Origin of the sequence: Cellulomonas oligotrophica, from assembly GCF_013409875.1 — a bacterium.
Classification (GTDB): Bacteria; Actinomycetota; Actinomycetes; order Actinomycetales; family Cellulomonadaceae; genus Cellulomonas; species Cellulomonas oligotrophica.
Genome location: NZ_JACCBK010000001.1, coordinates 2,138,801 through 2,157,081 on the forward strand (window position 1 = coordinate 2,138,801; position 18,281 = coordinate 2,157,081).

General features: G+C 74.5%; 20 protein-coding genes and 1 tRNA gene. 15 read left to right on the plus strand and 6 right to left on the minus strand.

Annotated elements, in window-relative coordinates:
* The first annotated feature begins 87 nt into the window (after positions 1–87).
* Both BKA21_RS09595 and BKA21_RS09600 read left to right on the plus strand, forming a co-directional pair.
* Positions 88–2,556: a glycoside hydrolase family 94 protein gene (locus BKA21_RS09595; RefSeq protein ID WP_140457998.1), complete on the plus strand. Its 2,469-nt coding sequence runs from the start codon at positions 88–90 to the stop codon at positions 2,554–2,556.
* Between the two features lie 34 nt (positions 2,557–2,590).
* Complete coding sequence (locus BKA21_RS09600) at positions 2,591–3,661, plus strand: aldose 1-epimerase (protein ID WP_140457999.1); 1,071 nt, start codon at positions 2,591–2,593, stop codon at positions 3,659–3,661.
* A gap of 90 nt (positions 3,662–3,751) precedes the next feature.
* Here BKA21_RS09600 and BKA21_RS09605 read toward each other — a convergent pair whose 3' ends face one another.
* From BKA21_RS09605 to BKA21_RS09615, 3 genes are read right to left on the minus strand one after another with little or no spacing between them, the layout of a single operon-like run.
* Positions 3,752–4,231: a hypothetical protein gene (locus BKA21_RS09605; protein WP_140458000.1), complete on the minus strand. Its 480-nt coding sequence runs from the start codon at positions 4,229–4,231 to the stop codon at positions 3,752–3,754.
* Complete coding sequence (locus BKA21_RS09610; RefSeq protein WP_140458001.1) at positions 4,219–4,827, minus strand: hypothetical protein; 609 nt, start codon at positions 4,825–4,827, stop codon at positions 4,219–4,221. The genes BKA21_RS09605 and BKA21_RS09610 overlap by 13 nt, the downstream gene beginning before the upstream one ends.
* Positions 4,824–5,120 (minus strand): hypothetical protein, encoded by a 297-nt coding sequence (locus BKA21_RS09615; protein ID WP_140458002.1) that lies wholly within the window; start codon positions 5,118–5,120, stop codon positions 4,824–4,826. The genes BKA21_RS09610 and BKA21_RS09615 overlap by 4 nt, the downstream gene beginning before the upstream one ends.
* 255 nt (positions 5,121–5,375) lie before the next feature.
* Between BKA21_RS09615 and BKA21_RS09620 the strand changes: the two genes are divergently transcribed.
* Genes BKA21_RS09620 through BKA21_RS09635 form a run of 4 tightly spaced genes read left to right on the plus strand, consistent with a single transcriptional unit; the run spans position 5,376 to position 9,284 of the window.
* Positions 5,376–6,368, plus strand: coding sequence for a peptidoglycan-binding domain-containing protein (locus BKA21_RS09620; RefSeq protein ID WP_140458003.1), 993 nt, complete (start codon positions 5,376–5,378; stop codon positions 6,366–6,368).
* Positions 6,369–6,382: 14 nt separating this feature from the next.
* Positions 6,383–6,997 (plus strand): ABC transporter ATP-binding protein, encoded by a 615-nt coding sequence (locus BKA21_RS09625; RefSeq protein ID WP_218886994.1) that lies wholly within the window; start codon positions 6,383–6,385, stop codon positions 6,995–6,997.
* Positions 6,994–8,103 (plus strand): hypothetical protein, encoded by a 1,110-nt coding sequence (locus tag BKA21_RS09630; RefSeq protein ID WP_170208933.1) that lies wholly within the window; start codon positions 6,994–6,996, stop codon positions 8,101–8,103. Before BKA21_RS09625 ends, BKA21_RS09630 begins: the two co-directional genes overlap by 4 nt.
* A gap of 50 nt (positions 8,104–8,153) precedes the next feature.
* Positions 8,154–9,284 carry a GNAT family N-acetyltransferase gene (locus BKA21_RS09635; RefSeq protein WP_170208934.1) on the plus strand — a complete coding sequence of 377 codons (1,131 nt, stop codon included), beginning with the start codon at positions 8,154–8,156 and terminating at the stop codon, positions 9,282–9,284.
* A gap of 3 nt (positions 9,285–9,287) precedes the next feature.
* On the opposite strand, the gene fes is transcribed toward BKA21_RS09635, so the two are convergent.
* Entirely contained in the window at positions 9,288–10,580 is a 1,293-nt protein-coding gene (fes, locus tag BKA21_RS09640; protein ID WP_170208935.1) for an enterochelin esterase, read from the minus strand.
* 67 nt (positions 10,581–10,647) lie between these two features.
* On the opposite strand from fes, the gene fepB reads away from it, so the two are divergent.
* The 4 genes from fepB to BKA21_RS09660 all read left to right on the plus strand — a co-directional run bounded on the left by fepB (position 10,648) and on the right by BKA21_RS09660 (position 14,673).
* The gene (gene fepB, locus BKA21_RS09645; protein WP_140458007.1) at positions 10,648–11,643 is read left to right on the plus strand and encodes a Fe2+-enterobactin ABC transporter substrate-binding protein; all 996 of its coding nucleotides are present in this window, start codon (positions 10,648–10,650) and stop codon (positions 11,641–11,643) included.
* A 143-nt stretch (positions 11,644–11,786) separates the two neighbouring features.
* Positions 11,787–12,749, plus strand: coding sequence for a FecCD family ABC transporter permease (locus tag BKA21_RS09650; protein ID WP_239072875.1), 963 nt, complete (start codon positions 11,787–11,789; stop codon positions 12,747–12,749).
* Positions 12,746–13,825: a FecCD family ABC transporter permease gene (locus BKA21_RS09655; RefSeq protein ID WP_239072874.1), complete on the plus strand. Its 1,080-nt coding sequence runs from the start codon at positions 12,746–12,748 to the stop codon at positions 13,823–13,825. The genes BKA21_RS09650 and BKA21_RS09655 overlap by 4 nt, the downstream gene beginning before the upstream one ends.
* A complete protein-coding gene (locus tag BKA21_RS09660; RefSeq protein WP_140458008.1) occupies positions 13,822–14,673 on the plus strand; it encodes an ABC transporter ATP-binding protein in 852 nt (283 codons plus the stop codon). The genes BKA21_RS09655 and BKA21_RS09660 overlap by 4 nt, the downstream gene beginning before the upstream one ends.
* On the opposite strand, the gene BKA21_RS09665 is transcribed toward BKA21_RS09660, so the two are convergent.
* Positions 14,618–15,232, minus strand: a complete 615-nt coding sequence (locus BKA21_RS09665) for a GNAT family N-acetyltransferase (protein ID WP_308439090.1) — start codon at positions 15,230–15,232, stop codon at positions 14,618–14,620. The two genes, BKA21_RS09660 and BKA21_RS09665, sit on opposite strands and share 56 nt — an antisense overlap.
* Before the next feature lie 113 nt (positions 15,233–15,345).
* Here BKA21_RS09665 and BKA21_RS09670 point away from each other — a divergent pair.
* The 4 genes from BKA21_RS09670 (at position 15,346) to BKA21_RS09685 (ending at position 17,198) form a co-directional block, all read left to right on the plus strand.
* Positions 15,346–15,416: transfer RNA gene (locus BKA21_RS09670), tRNA-Gly, on the plus strand.
* 138 nt (positions 15,417–15,554) lie between these two features.
* Positions 15,555–15,959 carry a hypothetical protein gene (locus tag BKA21_RS09675; protein ID WP_140458009.1) on the plus strand — a complete coding sequence of 135 codons (405 nt, stop codon included), beginning with the start codon at positions 15,555–15,557 and terminating at the stop codon, positions 15,957–15,959.
* Between the two features lie 9 nt (positions 15,960–15,968).
* Positions 15,969–16,820: a nucleotidyltransferase domain-containing protein gene (locus BKA21_RS09680; RefSeq protein ID WP_179625348.1), complete on the plus strand. Its 852-nt coding sequence runs from the start codon at positions 15,969–15,971 to the stop codon at positions 16,818–16,820.
* A gap of 6 nt (positions 16,821–16,826) precedes the next feature.
* The gene (locus BKA21_RS09685) at positions 16,827–17,198 is read left to right on the plus strand and encodes a HEPN domain-containing protein (protein ID WP_140458012.1); all 372 of its coding nucleotides are present in this window, start codon (positions 16,827–16,829) and stop codon (positions 17,196–17,198) included.
* A 100-nt stretch (positions 17,199–17,298) separates the two neighbouring features.
* Here the strand turns inward: BKA21_RS09685 and BKA21_RS09690 are convergent, their stop codons facing one another.
* A complete protein-coding gene (locus BKA21_RS09690; RefSeq protein WP_140458013.1) occupies positions 17,299–17,937 on the minus strand; it encodes a hypothetical protein in 639 nt (212 codons plus the stop codon).
* Between the two features lie 111 nt (positions 17,938–18,048).
* On the opposite strand from BKA21_RS09690, the gene BKA21_RS09695 reads away from it, so the two are divergent.
* On the plus strand, positions 18,049–18,270 hold the full coding sequence (locus BKA21_RS09695; protein ID WP_140458014.1) for a hypothetical protein: 222 nt from the start codon (positions 18,049–18,051) through the stop codon (positions 18,268–18,270).
* The last annotated feature ends 11 nt before the right edge of the window (positions 18,271–18,281 follow it).

The window sequence follows — 18,281 nt, forward strand, 5'->3', positions numbered from 1 at the left end:
GTTGCCGACAGACCTGGGCGCACTTCCCGCCGGCCGGGACGACGCCCACCGCGGCCCGCTGCCCACGAGCACGGCGAGAGGCAAGCGATGCGGTTCGGGCACTTCGACGACACGGCGCGTGAGTACGTCATCACGACGCCGCACACCCCGTACCCCTGGATCAACTACCTGGGGTCGGAGCGGTTCTTCTCGCTGCTCTCCCACCAGGCCGGCGGGTACTCCTTCTACCGCGACGCCAAGATGCGGCGCCTCACGCGCTACCGGTACAACAACATCCCCGCCGACGCGGGCGGCCGGTACCTGTACGTGCACGACGAGGGCGACGTGTGGACGCCGTCGTGGCTGCCGGTCAAGGCCGACCTCGACCACTTCGAGACCCGGCACGGCCTGGGCTACTCGCGCATCACCGGCGAGCGCGGCGGGCTGCGCGTCTCGACGCTGTTCTTCGTGCCGCTCGGCGAGGACGCCGAGGTGCAGAAGGTCACCGTCACCAACACGTCCGACGCGCCCAAGACGGTCACGCTGTTCTCGTTCGTCGAGTTCTGCCTGTGGAACGCCCAGGACGACCAGACGAACTACCAGCGCAACCTCTCGATCGGCGAGGTCGAGGTCGAGCAGGACGGCCCGCACGGGTCGGCGATCTACCACAAGACCGAGTACCGCGAGCGCCGCGACCACTACGCCGTGTTCGGCGTGAGCACGCGCGCCGACGGCTTCGACACCGACCGCGACACGTTCGTCGGGCCGTACAACGGGCTCGGCGAGGCCGCGGTCCCGCGCTCGGGCGTCTCGGCGGACTCGGTCGCGTCGGGCTGGTACCCGATCGGCTCGCACTCGGTGAAGGTCACGCTGGCCCCGGACGAGTCCCGCGAGCTGGTGTACGTGCTCGGCTACCTGGAGAACCCGCAGGACGCCAAGTGGGCGGACGACGCGCACCAGGTCGTCAACAAGGAGCGGGCGCACGCGCTGCTGGGCCGGTTCGCGACCCCCGCGCAGGCGGACGACGCGTTCGAGGCGCTGCGCACGTACTGGACGGACCTGCTGTCGACGTACTCGGTGCGCTCGGGCGACGAGAAGCTCGACCGGATGGTCAACATCTGGAACCAGTACCAGTGCATGGTCACGTTCAACATGTCCCGCTCGGCGTCGTTCTTCGAGACGGGCATCGGGCGCGGCATGGGCTTCCGCGACTCGAACCAGGACCTGCTGGGCTTCGTGCACCTCATCCCCGAGCGGGCGCGCGAGCGGATCCTCGACATCGCGGCGACGCAGTTCCCCGACGGGTCGGCGTACCACCAGTACCAGCCGCTGACCAAGCGCGGGAACAACGACATCGGCTCGGGCTTCAACGACGACCCGCTGTGGCTGATCGCGGGCACCGCCGCGTACATCAAGGAGTCGGGCGACTTCTCGATCCTCGACGAGCAGGTGCCGTTCGACAACGACGAGTCGCTGGCCGAGCCGCTGTTCGAGCACCTGACGCGCTCGTTCCGGTTCACGGTCGACCACCTCGGCCCGCACGGCCTGCCGCTCATCGGCCGCGCCGACTGGAACGACTGCCTCAACCTCAACTGCTTCTCCTCCGAGCCGGGCGAGTCGTTCCAGACCACGGAGAACCAGGCCGGCGGGGTCGCGGAGTCGGTGTTCATCGCGGCGCAGTTCGTGCTCTACGGCGCGGAGTACGCCGAGCTGGCCGAGCGTCGGGGGCTGACGGACGTCGCCGCCGAGGCCCGTGCGGCGGTCGAGGCGATGCGCGAGGCGATCCTGGCGCACGGCTGGGACGGCGACTGGTTCCTGCGCGCGTACGACTTCTACGGCAACAAGATCGGCACCGACGAGCACGACGAGGGCAAGATCTGGATCGAGCCGCAGGGCTTCGCCGTGATGGCGGGCGTCGGCGTGGGCTCCGGCCCCGACGACACCGACGCACCGGCGGTCCGCGCGCTGGACTCGGTGGGCGAGATGCTCGGCACGCCGCACGGCATGGTGCTGCAGTACCCCGCCTACACGACGTACAAGATCGAGCTCGGCGAGGTCTCCACGTACCCGCCCGGGTACAAGGAGAACGGTGGCATCTTCTGCCACAACAACCCGTGGGTGATCATCGGCGAGACGGTGCTCGGCCGCGGCGACCGCGCGTTCGACTACTACAAGCGGATCACGCCCGCCTACCGCGAGGACATCTCCGACGTGCACCGGCTCGAGCCGTACGTGTACGCGCAGATGATCGCGGGCAAGCAGGCACCGCGCGCGGGCGAGGCGAAGAACTCCTGGCTCACGGGCACGGCGGCGTGGAACTTCGTCGCCGTGTCGCAGCACCTCCTGGGCGTGCGACCCGGGTACGACGGCCTGGTCGTCGACCCGCAGATCGGCCCGGAGGTGCCCACCTTCACGGTGACGCGCGTGGCCCGCGGGGCCACGTACGAGATCTCCGTGACGAACTCGGGTGCCCGCGGTGCGCGCGGGCGCCTGGTCGTGGACGGGGCGGCGGTCGAGGGGAACGTCGTCCCGTACGCGCCGGCAGGGTCCACGGTGCGCGTCGAGGTCACGCTCTGAGCGCTCGCGCTCAGCTGACCGCAGGGGGCGAGAGATGACCACCGTAGAACCTGTCGAGATCCTGACGTCGCCGTCGCGCTCGCGCGCGGCGGCGGCGTCGGGGCCGCTGGCGTCCGCGACCTCCGGGCCGCGGACGTACCCCGACGCGCCCGACGAGGGTGCGCCGCACGTCCTGACGCTGCGCTCGTCGGCGTGGGAGCTCGACGTGGTGCCCAGCAGCGGCGCCGCGCTGTCCGCGGGTCGCGTCCGCACCGCCGACGGGGTGTGGCGCGACCTGCTGCGCCCGACGCGGCGCACGGCCCTGGGCGACCCGGAGCGCTGCGCGAGCTTCCCGATGATCCCGTGGTCGAACCGCGTGCGCGACGGCGTGCTGCGGTTCGGCGGGCGGTCGTGGCAGCTGCAGCGCAACGCGGCCGACGGCACCGCCATCCACGGCGCCGTGTGCCAGGCCACGTGGGAGATCGACGACCTCGGCCCGTCGCACGTGAGCCTCGTGCACGACTCGGGCGCCTGGGTGGGCTCGAACTTCCCGTGGCGGTTCCGGGCCCGCATCACCTACGCCGTCGACGGGCCGACGATGGCGGTGACGACGACCGTGGAGAACGCGGACCGCGAGCCGTTCCCCGCGGGGTTCGGCCACCACCCGTACCTGCGCCGGGCCCTGCTGCCCGTGCAGGCACCGGTCGCGGAGTACCCGCTGAGCGCCGGCCCGCTGCTGGAGGTCCCGGCCCGGGCCGGGTACCGGCTGCACCGGGCGCTGCCCGACGGGCCGGCGGGCCGCGTGCCCGCGCGCGCGGACTTCCGCATGCCGCGCCTGCTGGGCAGCGCGTTCGTCGACGACGTGCTGACCGACCTCGAGCCGGGCCGCCCGGTGCGCGTCACGTACCCGGAGGACGGCGTGGTCGTCGAGATCCAGCCCGACGAGACGTTCAGCCACCTGGTGATCTACGCGCCCCGCAAGCGCTGCTACTTCGCGGTCGAGCCGGTGACGAACGTCAACGACGGGTTCGCGCTGCACGAGGCGGGCGTGCCGGGCACCGGCGTCTTCGTGCTGGAGCCCGGCGAGCAGCGCACGGGCACGTTCACGGTGACGACCCGCACCTGACCCGAGGGGCCCCGCCGTGCCGCTTCCGCGGTCTCGGCGGGCCCCGGGCCGGGGACCCGCGGTCGGTCAGGGCCGGGGACCCGCGGTCGGTCAGGAGGGGGCGTGATCCGGACCGACGAGGATCGCGGCGTAGTACCCGGAGCCCTCGGCCGAGCCGCGCACCGTGACCTGACCGGCCTCGTCGACGGTGAACGCGTGGGCGACGGCGGGATCCGGCCCCTGCGCGCAGGGCACCTCGACGTCGGCAGCCGGCGGCTCGACCGGCAGATCGCCCAGCCCGAGCACGTAGCCGGTCGGACCGTCGCACAGCAGCACGAGCGTGTACGCACCGGGCTGGACGTCGATGTCGAACGTGCCGGATCCCGGGCCGGCCTCGGCGCAGTCGGTGAGGACCGTCGTCGCCGGCAGCGGCAGCGTGGCGCACCGGCTGTCGAGCGCCGCACCGTTCTGCCCCGCAAGCTCTGCGGCCCCGACGTCGGCGAGCGTCGGGACGGAGCCGGACGTCGTGCACGCCGTGAGCAGCAGCAGCAGCGCGGCGCCGGCAGCCGCAGCGCGCCTCAGCCGTTCCACGTGAAGTACCCGACGTCCGTGAGGCAGTCCTTCGACTCGTCCCGGACGAGGAGGTCCTGGGAGTGGAGCACGAGCTCGTGCATCGTCGCGTCGTCGGGCACGTCGACGTCGTAGCCCCGCAGGCACTCGAGCAGCGGTGGCGCGAGCGCGGCCTCCAGACGGTCGTTGAACGCGACGGCGTCGGGGCTGAGCGCCTGCCAGGAGGTGTCGACGGCCGCGCTGTGCCGCTCCGTGCAGTCCTCCATGAGCGCGCGCCCGGCGTCCGTGGCGAGGTCCGTCGCAGCCGTCGTCCCGGCGACCTGGAAGTCGAGCAGCGTCACGCCGCGACTCTCCTTCGTGCCGTTCACGGTCACGGTGAAGCCCTGGTCGCGCATGCAGGCGAACGCCCGCTGCATCGACGTCTCGTACTCGTCGTAGGTCACGACCCCGTCCGCCAGCGCCGCGAGCTGCTCCTCGTCCGCACCCGCGGCCTCCGCCTCGGCGACGATCCCCGCGAACGCGTCGTCGACCGTCTCCGTCTCGGGCTGCGCGGGCGACCCGCACGCCGCCACGAGGGACAGCACCAGCACCACCCCCGTGGCGACGCGCGTCCTCACGAGCCGGAGTGGTTCGAGGAGGTCAGCTCGGCCGCACGCCCCGTCTGGACGGCGTCGCCGGACGACGAGAACGTCCCCGTGTAGATCGTCGAGCTGATGCCCGCGGGCGAGAAGTAGTGGCCGACCCGCACGACGGAACAGCCACCCGAGGCGTCCGTCGTCCGCGCATAGTCGGACGAGTACGAGCGGTAGGCCGACACGATGCACGACGCGGCCGAGGCCGGGCCCGCGGTCGTCACTGCCATGCCCGCGGCGACGAGCAGCGCACAGCCACCTGCGAGAGTCTTCTTCATCGATCTCCCCCTGCCCTCGCGAGGCTGCCGCACCGTTGCGGACGTCCCGCCCCCCGAGACGCGGGAACGGTAGCGCTCCCATGCCGGCGGGTCAATGAGCCCATCGGCCCTGGCACCAGGCGTGTCATGGGCGCTAGTGTCAGCCCGCTGCACGCCGATGACGGCCTGCGGCTCGCGACGACAGGGGGACGGATGCGTCGACGCCGGGGCGATGACGGGTCGGCCGCGCCGTGGCTCGTCCTGACCGTGCTCCTGGTGATACCCGTGGTCGTCCTCACCGGCTGGTGGCTGGTCGCAGCCGCGGAGAACAGGACCGCCGCTGCCGCCCCCGTCGCCGCCGTGGTCGTGCCCGTGGCGCGGGAGGACGTCCGCGCGGAGGCGTCGGTGTCCGTCTCTCTGGGCGAGGCCCCGGGCTTCGAGCTGACCATGACGGGCCAGGGCACGGTCACCACGCCGCCGACGGTCGGAGCCGTCCTCGACTCGGGCGCCGAGGTCCTCCGGGTGGACGACCGGCCGATCCGTGCCATGGTGGCGGACGCCCCGTTGTGGCGCGCGCTGTCCGCAGGCGACACGGGACCAGACGTCGTCCGGCTGCAGGAGCACCTGGCGGCCCTCGGGTACTACGACGGTGCGGCCGACGGTGCGTTCGGCGCCGGGCTGCGCCGGGCCGTGGAAACGTTCAACACCGATGCTGGGCTGGGTCGCCGGGTGCCGGCGTTCGATCCCGCGACGGTCGTGTGGGTCGGGCCGGAACCGCTCACGGTGCACGAGGTCCTGACCACCGCGGGCGCGTCGATCGCACCGGGCACGGCGGTCGCCCGCGGCCCGGCCCGGCCCGACGCGGTCACCGTCACGGAGCCGCAGGGCGGCATCGCAGGGCTCGGTGACTTCACCGGCGGCGCGACTCTGGCCGTCGCCGACGTCGAGGTGCCCTACGTGCCGGGGTCCGGCGCCGTGGAGTCCGCACCGGACGTCGCCGCGGTGAGCGACGCGCTGTCGCCCGGCACCGAGGGTGTCGCCCGGGTGAGCGCGGTCGAGGCCCGCCCGGTCGCGGTGGTCCCGGCGTCCGCGCTCGTGCAGGGCGCGGACGGCACGGTCTGCCTGTACGGGTCGGCCGACGCCCGACCCGTCGCGGTGACGCCTGTCGGCGGAGGCGTCGGGTCGGCACAGCTGCCGTCCGACCTGGAGCTCGACGAGGTGCTGACCAACCCCGGGCGCGTCGACCTGGCACACCCGTGCGGCTCGTAGCCTCCGAGGTCACGGTGCGGTACCCGCGTGCGCGCCAGGACGTGCTCACCGGCGCGAACCTGCACGTGGACCACGGCACGACGGTCGCGATCCTCGGCCCGTCGGGCTCGGGGAAGTCGACGCTGCTGTCGGTCCTCGGCGGCCTCGTCCGCCCGACGTCCGGGACGGTCCGCGTCGAGGGCGAGAACGGCGGCGCCGCACACTCGGTCCGTGACGTGACGTCGTGGGTGCTCCAGACCGTCAACGTGCTGCCGGAACGGAGTGCCCTCGACAACGTCGCGGTGGGCGCGCTCACGCGCGGGCTGGACGGCGCAGCCGCACGCGCCGAGGCCGCCACGCGGCTGAGCGCCGTCGGCCTCGGCGACCGCGCCGGTGAGAAGGTCCGGCTGCTCTCCGGCGGCGAGCTGCAGCGCGTGGTCATCGCACGGGCCCTGGCGACCGCACGCCCGTTCGTGCTCGCCGACGAGCCCACCGGGCAGCTCGACCGCGCGACGTCCGACACGGTGCTCGACGCGCTGCTCAGCGGGACGGGCGGCGCCGGAATGGTCATCGTCACGCACGACCCGGAGGTCGCCGAGCGCTGCGACCGGACCGTGCGGATCGAGAACGGTGCCGTGGTGCCCGCATGAGCGCCGGGACGGGCGCCTGGCGAGCCCGCGCGTCCTTCGCCGAGGGCGCGACGAACCTGCGCGAGAGCGGCGTGCTCGGCGCGGTCCTCGTGGGCCTGGCCGCCGTGCTCGTGGCGGCCGGCCTGCTGGTGGACGTCCGGGCCGCGCACGCGGTCGTCGAGGCGGAGGCCGCCTACCTCGCGGCAGGTGGCGACCTGCTCGTCGCCCAGGCGGGCGACGACGGGAGCATCGACGCCGCACGGTGCGTCGCCGTCGCCGGCGTCACCGGGGTCCGGGCGAGTGCCGCCGTGACCGTCGCGCCCGGCGCTGCGGGCATCGTCGGACGCCCTGCGGCGGAGCAGACCGTGGTGACGGCGACCGACGGCGTGCTCGACGTGCTCGACCTGCCTGCGCCCGGGCCGGACGGCGTCGTCGTGGCTGCCGGGCTGGCCGACCGGTGGGAATGGGCGTCGGGCTCGCACGTGCAGCTCGTGCCGCGCGATGCCGCCGCCGGCCTCCCCACCGGCGTGCTCACGGTCGAGGCCGTCGCCGATCTCGCCCGGCTGTCCGAGGGCGCCTCGACCGGAGTGCTCGTGCTGGCAGCACCGACGGGCGACGCGCAGACCTGCTTCGTCCGGATCGACCCGCAGTACCGCGAGGACCTCCGGGCCGCGCTCCCCGCGATGCTGGGCGAGACGGCGGCCGGCCCGGTCTCGGTCTCGGACCGGCTGCCGGCCGGCGCGCTCGCGCAGGACCCGGCCTCCACGTACGACCAGCGCGTGACCCGCTGGGTCGGCGGAGCCGTCGGGGCGGTCGTCGGGCTGGTGTGGGCGGTCGTGGCGTGGACCCGACGCGGCCGTGCAGCGCTCTACGCCTCGCTCGGGGTGCCGTGGGCCGGCGGTGTGCTCGTGCGCTGGGTCGAGGGGCTCGGGGTCGCCCTCCTCGGGACGGTGTGGGGCACGAGCCTGGCGGCGACGACGGCGGTGACGGCCCTCGGGGTGCCCGCGCCGCTCGCCGTGGACCTGGCGGTCCGCGACGGCGCCCTGGCCTTCGCGGTCGCCGCGCTCGTCGTCGTGGCGGCCGGCCTGTGGCAGCCCCCGACGCTGGCGAGCCTCAAGGATCGTTGACGTCGCAAATTCCGGCGACGTCCGGCGGGCAGGAGGCGAGAGTGGTGCAGGTGACACCGATCGACGCACGCACCGCCCGGCCGTGGACCGTCCGCCCCGCTCCACCGGTCCCCGACACCCTCGACCACCCCGACGTGTGGGCGTACGCGGGCCTGACGGAGGTGTCGCGGCGGTCGACCGCCGCCGTGTGGGGGTGGACCGACACGTGGGCCCCGCTGCCGGTGCGACTGCCGATGCTGCGTCCGTCGCCGTACGGCGAGACCGCCGTCTGGGTCGCGGTGGAGGGCGACGGCCGGTCCGCCGACGACGTGGTGGGGTTCGCCAGCGTGTACCTGCCGCTGACCGCCAACGAGACGACGGCGATCCACGGCGTGGTCGTCGACCCGCGCCACGAGGGCCGCGGCATCGGTGCGGCGCTCCTCGCGCAGGTGCACGATCACGCGGCGGCGCACGGGCGCACGGTGCTGCAGGCGTTCTCCCCGCACGCGCCCGAGCCGCCCGCGGGCCCCGACGCGCTCGAGCCGCCCACCGGGTCGGGCCGGGTGCCGCGGCACGACCGCGCCGTGCGCCTCGCGCAGCGGCACGGGTACGTGCTCGAGCAGGTCGCGCGCGCGTCCGTGCTGGAGCTGCCCGGCGACGCCGCCGGGCGGGCGCGCCTGCGGGACGAGGCCCGCGCCCGGGCCGGCGAGGAGTACCGCACGCACACGTGGCTCGACGACCTCCCGGCGGACCGCCTCGACGACCTCGCGCTGCTGTGGACGCGGATGAGCACCGACGCCCCGCACGGTGCCGTGGAGCAGGCCGAGGACCCCTGGGACGCCGACCGGGTGCGCGAGCACCTGGAACGCCTGCGCGTCAGCCACCAGCACGTGCTCATGACCGTGGCGGAGCACGTCGCGTCGGGGCGTCTGGTCGCGTTCTCGTGGCTCCAGGTGCCGACGGCGCCGGTGCCGTTCGCGTTCCAGGAGGACACGCTGGTGCTGCGCGAGCACCGCGGACACGCGCTGGGCATGCTGGTCAAGACGGTGAACCTCGACGCGTTCACCGCGATGCGCCCCGACGCCCTGCGCATCCACACGTGGAACGCGCAGGAGAACGCGCACATGCTGGCGATCAACGTGGCGATGGGCTTCCGCCCGTCGGGCGTCTCCGCCGTCTGGCAGCGCACGACACCCGCCTGAGCGTCAGCCCAGCGCCTGGACGAGCGCGGCGGGCAGGTGCCGGTGCCACCAGGCCCAGTCGTGCCCGCCAGGCACCTCCAGGGCGTCGACGTGCTCGCCGCGGGCACGGACGAGCGCCACGAGCTCGTGGTTCGCCTCCGTCAGGTCGCCCTCGTAGGCGCCGACCTGCACGACGGTGCGGACGTCGCGCGGCGGCGCGGTGCGCAGCCACGCGGCCATGGCGCGACCGGCGGGGTCGTCGAGGTCCGGCCACCAGAAGGAGCCGGACTGGCTGACCGAGGCGCCGAACCGGTCGGGACGGTGTGCGACGAGGCGGAACGCGGCCAGGCCGCCGTACGACTGGCCGGCCACCGCGGTGCGGGCGGGGTCGTCGACGAGCCGGCGCCCGCGGTCCGCGAGCGCGGGCGCGACCACGCGCGGGAGCAGGTCGTCGGCGAGCAGGTCGAGGTAGTCGTCGGTGCCGGCGAGGTCGGCGGCGCGCCGGTCGGGGTCGACGGAGTCGACGAGCACCGCGACGGTCGGCGGGACGTCGCCGCGCACGTGCAGCGCGTCGAGGTGGGGGGCGAGCGGGACGCGCTCTGCCCACATCCGGCCGTCGAGGACGACGACGGCGCCGAGGTGGTGGTCGTCGCCCGGCGGCAGGTGCAGCCAGACGGGCTGCGCGACGCCGTCGGGGCGGTCCCAGACGAGCGCGACCGTGCGCTCGTGGCGGTCGGGCAGGTCGGGCGGGTCGACGTGCTGGATACCACCCCGGCCGGGCAGGTCGACGACGCTGCGGGCGGCGCCCCGGGAGTCGACGAGGTGCGCGCCGGGGTGGAGCGGGTCGGGCCGGGCGGCGGCGAGGACGGACAGCCACCAGGTGCGGGCGGTGTCCGTGTCGCGGGCCGCGGGCGACGCCAGCGGGGCGTCGGTCGGGACGAAGGCGTAGGAGGCGACGTACCCGGGCGGGACCCCGAAGGCACCGACGTGCACGTCGGTGCCGGGCACGTGGTGCAGGGTCCCGGCGGCGAGCTCGGAGCGGTCCGTGAGGCCGTTGAGGTCGGCGTAGACGTGGGGGTGGTCGGCGTCGCGGTGGACGAGCACGAGGGTGGGGACGCCGTCGGGCGGGCCGTCGTCGTGCGGCAGGCCGGCAGGGAACCAGCGGGGCGCGCCGGCGGCGCGGACGGCGTCCCACCAGGCGTCGGAGCCGATCGCGCCCGGGGCGAGCGCGCGGGCGGCGCGGGTGTCGGCGTCGGGTCGTCGGCCGGTGCCGGCCGGCAGGTCGAGGCGGGACGAACGGCCGGATCGAGGAGGCACGAGCATAGGTTAGCCTCACCTTCGTTCCGACCCGGCCGACCGGGTCCCCGACGATCGAAGGACGTCCATGCAGCGCTCTCACCTGCAGCTCGGCGCGCTCGCGGCTCTCGCGGCCCTGACGCTCACCGCGTGCACGACCGGGGCCACCCCCGACCCGGCGGGCACGGACGCCGCGCCCGCCTCCGACGGCACCTGGCCCCGCACCATCACGCACGAGCTCGGCGAGACGGTGATCGAGGCCGAGCCGCTGCGGATCGTGTCCACGTCCGTCACGCTCACCGGCATCCTGCTCTCGATCGACGCGCCCATCGTCGCGTCGGCCGCGTCGACGCCGGCCGAGACCAACCAGAACACCGGCTTCTTCGACTGGTGGGCCGACGTGGCCGTCGAGCGCGGCGTCGAGGTGCTCTACCAGAACATCGAGTACGACGAGGAGGCCGTGATCGCGGCCGAGCCCGACCTCATCCTCGTCTCGACGACGGGCGCCGACGCGACCGCCGACCAGTACGACGCGCTGTCGGCGATCGCCCCGACGGTCGCCGTCGACTACTCCGCCGCCACCTGGCAGGACGTCGCCCTCGACCTCGGCGAGGCCACCGGGCTCGAGGAGCAGGCCGAGGCGACCGTCGAGGAGTTCGACGCGCGCGTCGCCGAGGTCGCGGGCGCGATCACGGTCCCCGAGGGCAGCACCAACGCGGTCGTCTTCTACGGCGACGGCACCGACACGGCCTTCGCCAAGCCGGAGGGCTCGCACGGCACGCTGCTGGCCTCGCTCGGGTTCGACGTCGTCGGCGCCGACGACGCCCTCGACACCGCGGAGCAGGCGCGCACCGACTTCGCGTTCGTGTCGCTGGAGAACACGGTCCAGGCGCTCACCGCCGAGACCGTCTTCCTGGTCAACGGCAGCACGGCCGAGAAGGAGGCGCTGCTGTCCGAGCCCGTGCTGGCCAACGCCCCGGCCGTCGTGTCCGAGCAGGTGTACCCGCTCGGGCCGAACTCGTTCCGGATCGACTACTACTCCGCCACGGAGATCGTCAACACCGTCGAGGAGCTGTTCTCCTGACCGAGGCACGCACCGCAGCCCCGCGTCCCGCGCCTGCGCGGGACGCGGGGCGCAGCCGCGCACCGGGGGCGCCCGGTCTGCGTCGCGGCCCGGGACGTCCCGGGCTGCGCCGGGCCGGGCTGGCGGGCGCTCTCGTCGCACTGGTGCTGCTCGCGCTGCTCAGCCTCGCGGTCGGCTCGCACCCCGTGCCGCTGGGCACCGCGTGGCACGCGGTCGTCGCGTTCGACCCCGCCGACGACGGGCAGCTGATCGTGCGGACGCTGCGGGTGCCCCGCACGCTGCTGGCGGTGCTCGTGGGCGCCGCGCTCGGCACCGCGGGCGCGCTGGTGCAGGCCCTGACCCGGAACCCTCTCGCCGAACCGGGACTGCTCGGCGTGAACGCCGGTGCCGCCGCGGCCGTCGTCACCGCGATCCTCGCGCTCGGCGTCTCGACCCCGCTCGGCCGGCTGCCGTTCGCGCTCGCCGGCAGCGCGGCCGCGGCAGCCCTCGTGCTCGCGCTGGGCGGTGGGCCGCGCGGCGGCGGGCCCGGCGGCGGGAGCCGTGTCCAGCTCGTCCTCGCGGGCACCGCGATCAGCGTCGTCCTGGCCGCGTACACCTCGACCGTCACGATCAACGAGCCCGACGTGTTCGACGTGTTCCGCCTCTGGGTCGTCGGCTCCCTCCAGGGACGAGGCACGGACGTGCTGCTCGTGACCGCGCCGCTGGTGCTGGCGGGCCTGGTGCTTGCGCTGGGCGTGGCCGGGTCGCTGGACGCGCTCGCGCTCGGCGCCGACACCGGTGCGGCGCTCGGCGCGTCCGTGCGGCGCACCTGGGTGCTCACCGCCGTGGCTGTCGTCGTCCTCGCCGCCGCCGCGACGGCCGCCGCGGGTCCGATCGCGTTCGTCGGGCTCGCCGCACCGCACGCCGCCCGGGCCCTCACCGGCCCGGCCCACCGGCGCCTGCTGCCCGTGTCGGCGCTGCTGGGGGCGTGCACGCTCCTCGCCGCCGACGTCGTGGGCCGCGTCGTGGCCGTGCCGTCGGAGGTGCAGGCGGGGATCGTCGCGGCGCTCGTCGGCGCCCCCGTCTTCGTGCACCTCGTGCGCAGCCGCCGGGTGGCGGGTCTGTGAGCGGCGGCGCGCGCCCGGCCGCGGCGCACGGCCGGCTCCCCCTGCCCGGGCTCGTCCTGCGCGCCGGCCCGTGGTCCGTGCGCTGGCACCCGCGCACCTGGGCCGTGTGCGCCGCCCTGGTCGCCGTCGCCGTGGTGCTCGCCGTCGTCGCGATGGGCGACGGCACGATCGCCCTCACCCCCGTCCAGGTGCTCGGCGCGCTCACGGGGGCGGCCGAGGACCGGACCGTCGAGCGCGTCGTGCTCGGCATCCGTCTGCCGCGCCTCGTCACCGGCCTGGGTGTCGGCGCGGCGCTGGCCGTCGCCGGTGCGCTGTTCCAGTCGCTGTCCCGCAACGCCCTGGGCTCCCCCGACCTCATCGGCCTGACCACGGGCGCTGCCACCGGGGCCGTCCTGCAGATCGTGCTCGGCGGCGGCACGTCCGGGCCGCTGGCCGTGGGCGCCGCGGCCGTGCTCGGCGGCACCCTCACCGCCGTCGTCGTGCAGGTGCTCGCCCGCACCGGGCGCTCCGGCGGCGGGTACCGGATGGTGCTGGTCGGCATCGGCGTCGGCGCGTTCCTCCAGGCCGTCTCGTCCGTGCTGCTCACGCGCGCCGAGCTCGACCAGGCCCTCGAGGCGGAGATCTGGCTGCAGGGCAGCCTCGCGGGCCGGTCGTGGCAGCAGGCCGTGCCCGTGCTCGTCGTGCTCGCCGTCGTCCTGCCCCTGCTCCCCGCGGTGCGCCGCGACGCGGACGTGCTGGAGATGGGCGACGAGACCGCCGCGCAGCTCGGCGTCGTCGCCGCACGCGCCCGCCGCACCCAGGTCGTGCTGGGCGTCGCGCTCACCGCCGTCGCCACGGCTGCGGCCGGGCCGATCGCGTTCGTCGCGCTCGCCGCACCCCAGCTGGTGCGCCGGCTCACCGGCGCCACCGGGGCGCACCTCGGCGCGTCCGCCTGCCTCGGCGCTGCGCTGCTGCTCGCCGCCGACCTCGTGTCCCGGCACCTGCCGTTCGCGTGGTCCGTGCCCGTGGGCCTGGCGACGGCGCTGCTCGGCGGCCTGTACCTGGTCTGGCTCCTGACCCGGAAGGATCCCCGATGACCTCCCGCCTGCGCGCCGATCGCGTCACGCTCCGCTACGACGAGCGCGTCGTGGCCGCCGACCTCACCGTGCACGTGCCCGACGACTCCTTCACCGTCGTCGTCGGCCCCAACGCCTGCGGGAAGTCCACGCTGCTGCGCGCCCTGGCCCGGCTGCTGCGCCCGGCCGGCGGCGAGGTGTTCCTCGACGACGCCCCGATCCGCTCGCGTCCCGCCAAGGAGACGTCGCGCCGGCTCGCGATGCTCCCCCAGGCACCGACAGCGCCCGACGGCATCACCGTCGTCGACCTCGTGGCCCGCGGCCGCTTCCCCCACCAGGGGCTGCTGCGGCAGTGGTCGGTGCAGGACGAGGAGGCCGTGCGGCGCGCGATGGCCGCGACCGGCGTCACCGACCTCGCCGACCGCCCGGCGGGCGAGCTGTCCGGCGGGCAGCGCCAGCGCGTGTGGCTCGCGATGGTCCTCGCGCAGGACACCAGCATCCTGCTGCTCGACGAGCCGACGACGTTCCTCGACGTCGCCCACCAGATCGAGGTCCTCGACCTGTGCCGCGACCTGCACGAGGACCAGGGGCGCACCGTCGTCGCCGTGCTCCACGACCTCAACCACGCCGCCCGCTACGCGACGCACCTCGTCGCGATGCGCGACGGCCGGGTCGTCGCGCAGGGTCCGCCGCACGAGGTCGTCACCGCCGAGCGCGTCGAGGAGGTCTTCGGCCTGCCCTGCCGGGTCGTCGAGGACCCCGTGACGGGCGCACCGCTCGTCCTGCCCCTCGACAGACGCCGCACCCGCACCGTCAGCGCAGGGGCAGGACCATCCGCCGACCCCACGGGTACGCGGTCTCGGTGGTGAACCCCAGCCGCTCGTAGAACGCGATGGCCGAGGTGTTGGCCGCCGAGACGCCCAGGTGCAGCCCCGGCACGCCCCGCTCGCGCAGCGCGTCCGCGAGCGCGCCGATCAGCCGGCGTCCCCAGCCCTGCCCCTGCAGGTGCGGCAGCAGGTCGACGTGCAGGTGCGCGGGGAACCCCTCCGGCGGGACGACGCGCTCCCAGGCGTGGATGCGCTCGACGAGCACGTGGTCCTGCGTCCCGTCCCCCGGGTCGCCGACCCGGGGGTGCGCGGCCCGCAGCGGCGGCCACCAGTGCTCCTCCAGCCAGTCGTCGAAGCGGGCGGTGTCGGCCGTGCCGACGACGTACCCGCCGACCCCCTGCTCGTCGACCACCACGAACGTGAGCCCCGGGTCCGCCACCGGGTACGGCCCGGCGTACAGGTGCCCCAGCAGCTCGGGCTGCCGGTACAGCCGGGTCGCGTCGCCCCCGGCGTCCCCGGTGCGCAGGCACACCCGGTACATCCCGGCCAGGTCGGACGGGTGGAACGGGCGCAGGACGGCGGGTGCGGCGACGGCGGGCACCCCCCGAGCCTGCCACCGGCACGGCCGCCGCGGCACCCGTCAGCGGATCACGTCGCGACCGGCCTGCGGAGTTGGGTAGGATCGCAGCCGCACGCCTGCACCAGGGGCGTCGCGCGGGTGTAGTTCAATGGTAGAACTTCAGCTTCCCAAGCTGAGAGCGCGGGTTCGATTCCCGTCACCCGCTCCGTGTTTTCCTCAGGCCAGAGCGTTGCAGAGGCTCTGTCGAACCTCCCGGGACCCGTGTTGTGTCCCTGGTCGCACACCGCCAGCTGCTGTGGCCACATCGCGCCTCGCCGCGTCAGGTCTCAGGCACCATGGCACCGTGCCTCCACTGAATCCGTTCGGGGAACCGCTCCGCCTCATCGGGTACTGGAGCGGCGGCCATGGCGCGCGCGACTGGCCGGACGTCCGTGACTTCGTCGATGACGAGATGGACGAGGAGGAGCGAGTCCACGTCGGGCTCTACCTGAGAAACGGCCTCGTCGCCCGTGCATTCATGGGTTACTCACCGTGCCGTCTGTGTGACAGGAGAGCGAACGGCAACCTCGAGCTGACGGACGGCGTCTACGTCTGGCCGGAGGGTCTCCCTCACTACGTGATGGACCACAGCGTGCGACTGCCCCGCGACTTCGTCGCCCATGTGGAGGCTCACGACGAGCTCACGGACGACGTGCGCGTCGACGAGTCGTGGTGGCGCTCGGTCGAGCCCCCGTCGTCATCGTCCTGATCCTTCGCCTTGTCGTCGCACCGACGACGGCACACCTTCCGGCGCGCGTGGCAGGCCGACGTGGTGGTGCGCCACGCGCCACGCGAGCCGGACGACCTGGAGCCCGGTCGAGGACTCCACGACGCCGAGGTGGTCGAGCCCGGCCGAGATCTGCAGCACGCCGATCGCGCCCACTCAGACTCACGTGAGTACTATTTTGCTCGCGTGAGTCATGAAGTACTCGAAGGGGCCGAGATGGATGTCGCACACCCGCTGACCGCAGTACTGCCGTCAGCCCACGGCCCCGTGCTCGCCGTCCTGGCGTCCACGACGAGGCCCCTGACGGGCCGCGCGATCGCCGAGCTCACACAGCCCCACGTCTCACAGTCCCGAGTCGCCCGCATCCTCCGTGAGCTGGTGGACGCGGGGGTCGTGAACCGGGAACCCGCGGGCTCGGCAGCGCTCTTCACCCTGAACAGGGAGCACCTCGCCGCGCCCGCGGTCGAGGCACTCGTCTCGCTCCGGACGCTGCTCTGGGAGCGGATCGCCGCACACGTGGGCGGCTGGACGCACCCGCCGACGGGTGTGATCGTGTTCGGCTCCACCGCCCGAGGCGACGGTGACGCGAACAGCGACATCGATCTCCTGGTGATCCGCCCCGCGGACATCGACGACGGAGACGAGCACTGGCAAGCAGACCTGACGGACCTGGCCGCGTCCGTCACGCGATGGACGGGCAACCCCTGCGAGATCGTCGACCGCTCGACGTCCGACCTGCGGACCATGTCCGCCGACGGCGAGCGGCTGCTCGCCGAGATCCGACGCGACGGCCGCGCGGTCGTCGGCTCCGTCGCCCTGGTCCCTGCTCCCGAGGCCGCCTGAGTGGGCGTGCGGGAGGACGCCCTCAAGCACCTGTCGAAGGCACGGGAGTTCCTCGACGCCGCCGACCTCGAGCTCCACATGGAGCTCCACACCGCCGCAGCGTCGTCCGCCGTGCTGGCCGGGATCAACGCCAAGGATGCGATCTGCCTGCGGCTGACCGGCCGCACGGGCAAGTCGGACGACCACCGGGCGGCCGTGCCGGAGCTCGCGGCGGCCGGCCCGTCCGGCAAGGCGTTGGAGTCGACGTTCCGCCGGCTCCTCGGGCTCAAGACCGCGGCCCAGTACCAGGCCGCGCCGATCAGCCGGACGGACGCCACGAAGGCTGTCGAGTGGGCGACACGCATGGTCGACGCCGCGAGGGATGCCACGCACAGCTGAGGGCGGCGGCGGCACGGAGGCGCGCGGTCCGGCGTAGCGTCCCGCTGACGCGAAGAGCGTGCGGCCTCCCGGTGCACGGGATCGGCGACAGGGCGCGCCGTCAGCCGGCCGTCTCGGCGAACCAGCCGCCGGCGGGCACCTCGACCTCCGTGGGCGGCCCGTCCTCGGGCTCGGCGTCCGGCTCCCACGGCCACAGCTCGACCGCCTCGGCGCGCGCGGCCGCCAGCGCGGCCCCCGGCAGCACGACGCTCGACTCGGGCAGCCCGAGCCCGGGCAAGGCTACGACGACCAGCACGTCCCCCTCGGTCGGCGCGGGGGTCAACCAGTAGGTCTGGGCGAACGTGCGTCCACCACCGCCCCCGCCAGAGCTCTGGAGGGTGAAGGCGGAAGGGTCGGCCGGGTCGTCGACCCCGTGCCCCAGGGGCCCGGACACCAGCCGGGTGCCGTCGGCGAGCTCGACGCCGACCCACATCTGCTGCACGGCCTCCCACGTCTCGTGGTGCTCCGCGAACCCGGACCTCGAGGCCCGCAGCGCGATCCGCATCTCGAGTGCCAGCCCCTCCGCATAGCACCGGGCGGCATGCAGGACCACCGCCACGTCGTCGGTCCGCACGAGCACGTGCACGCCCGGGAGCGCGCCCGCAGCGATGTTGTCCGGTGGCTGGTGGCGCAGCATCGCTCTCCGCATCTCGTCCCGGTCCGCATCGTCGGAGGCCGCCAGCGCCAGTGAGGAGTACACAGGTCGAGGCTCCCAGCCGGTCCGCACGGTGTCGAGAGGGGCCCGGCAGGGCCGGCGCCCGGCGGGATGCTGGGCGACGTGGGAAGGGCGAGGGTGCGTGAGGACGACACCGTGAGCGACTGGGTCCTGGTCGACCAGGGCACCCGCGCCGACGGGGACAACAACGCCCTCCGCCGCGACCTCCTCGCCGCTCATCCGGGGCTGGAGGACGACGCGAGCATCGAGCTGCGCTTCGACATCGCCTGCGCGCGGGACGGAGGCGCCTCCCTGCGGATCTGGCGGCGTCCTCGGCCTGCTCGTCCCCGCCGCAAGCCCCGGACCCCGAGCCGGTAGCGAGCACCGCA

What these genes read in the sequence shown, in the direction of transcription:
- BKA21_RS09595 (WP_140457998.1), top strand. Translation starts at nt 88, where the DNA reads ATGCGGTTCGGGCACTTCGACGACACGGCGCGTGAGTACGTCATCACG.
- BKA21_RS09600 (WP_140457999.1), top strand. Translation starts at nt 2,591, where the DNA reads ATGACCACCGTAGAACCTGTCGAGATCCTGACGTCGCCGTCGCGCTCG.
- BKA21_RS09615 (WP_140458002.1), bottom strand. Translation starts at nt 5,120, where the DNA reads ATGAAGAAGACTCTCGCAGGTGGCTGTGCGCTGCTCGTCGCCGCGGGC.
- BKA21_RS09630 (WP_170208933.1), top strand. Translation starts at nt 6,994, where the DNA reads ATGAGCGCCGGGACGGGCGCCTGGCGAGCCCGCGCGTCCTTCGCCGAG.
- fepB (WP_140458007.1), top strand. Translation starts at nt 10,648, where the DNA reads ATGCAGCGCTCTCACCTGCAGCTCGGCGCGCTCGCGGCTCTCGCGGCC.
- BKA21_RS09660 (WP_140458008.1), top strand. Translation starts at nt 13,822, where the DNA reads ATGACCTCCCGCCTGCGCGCCGATCGCGTCACGCTCCGCTACGACGAG.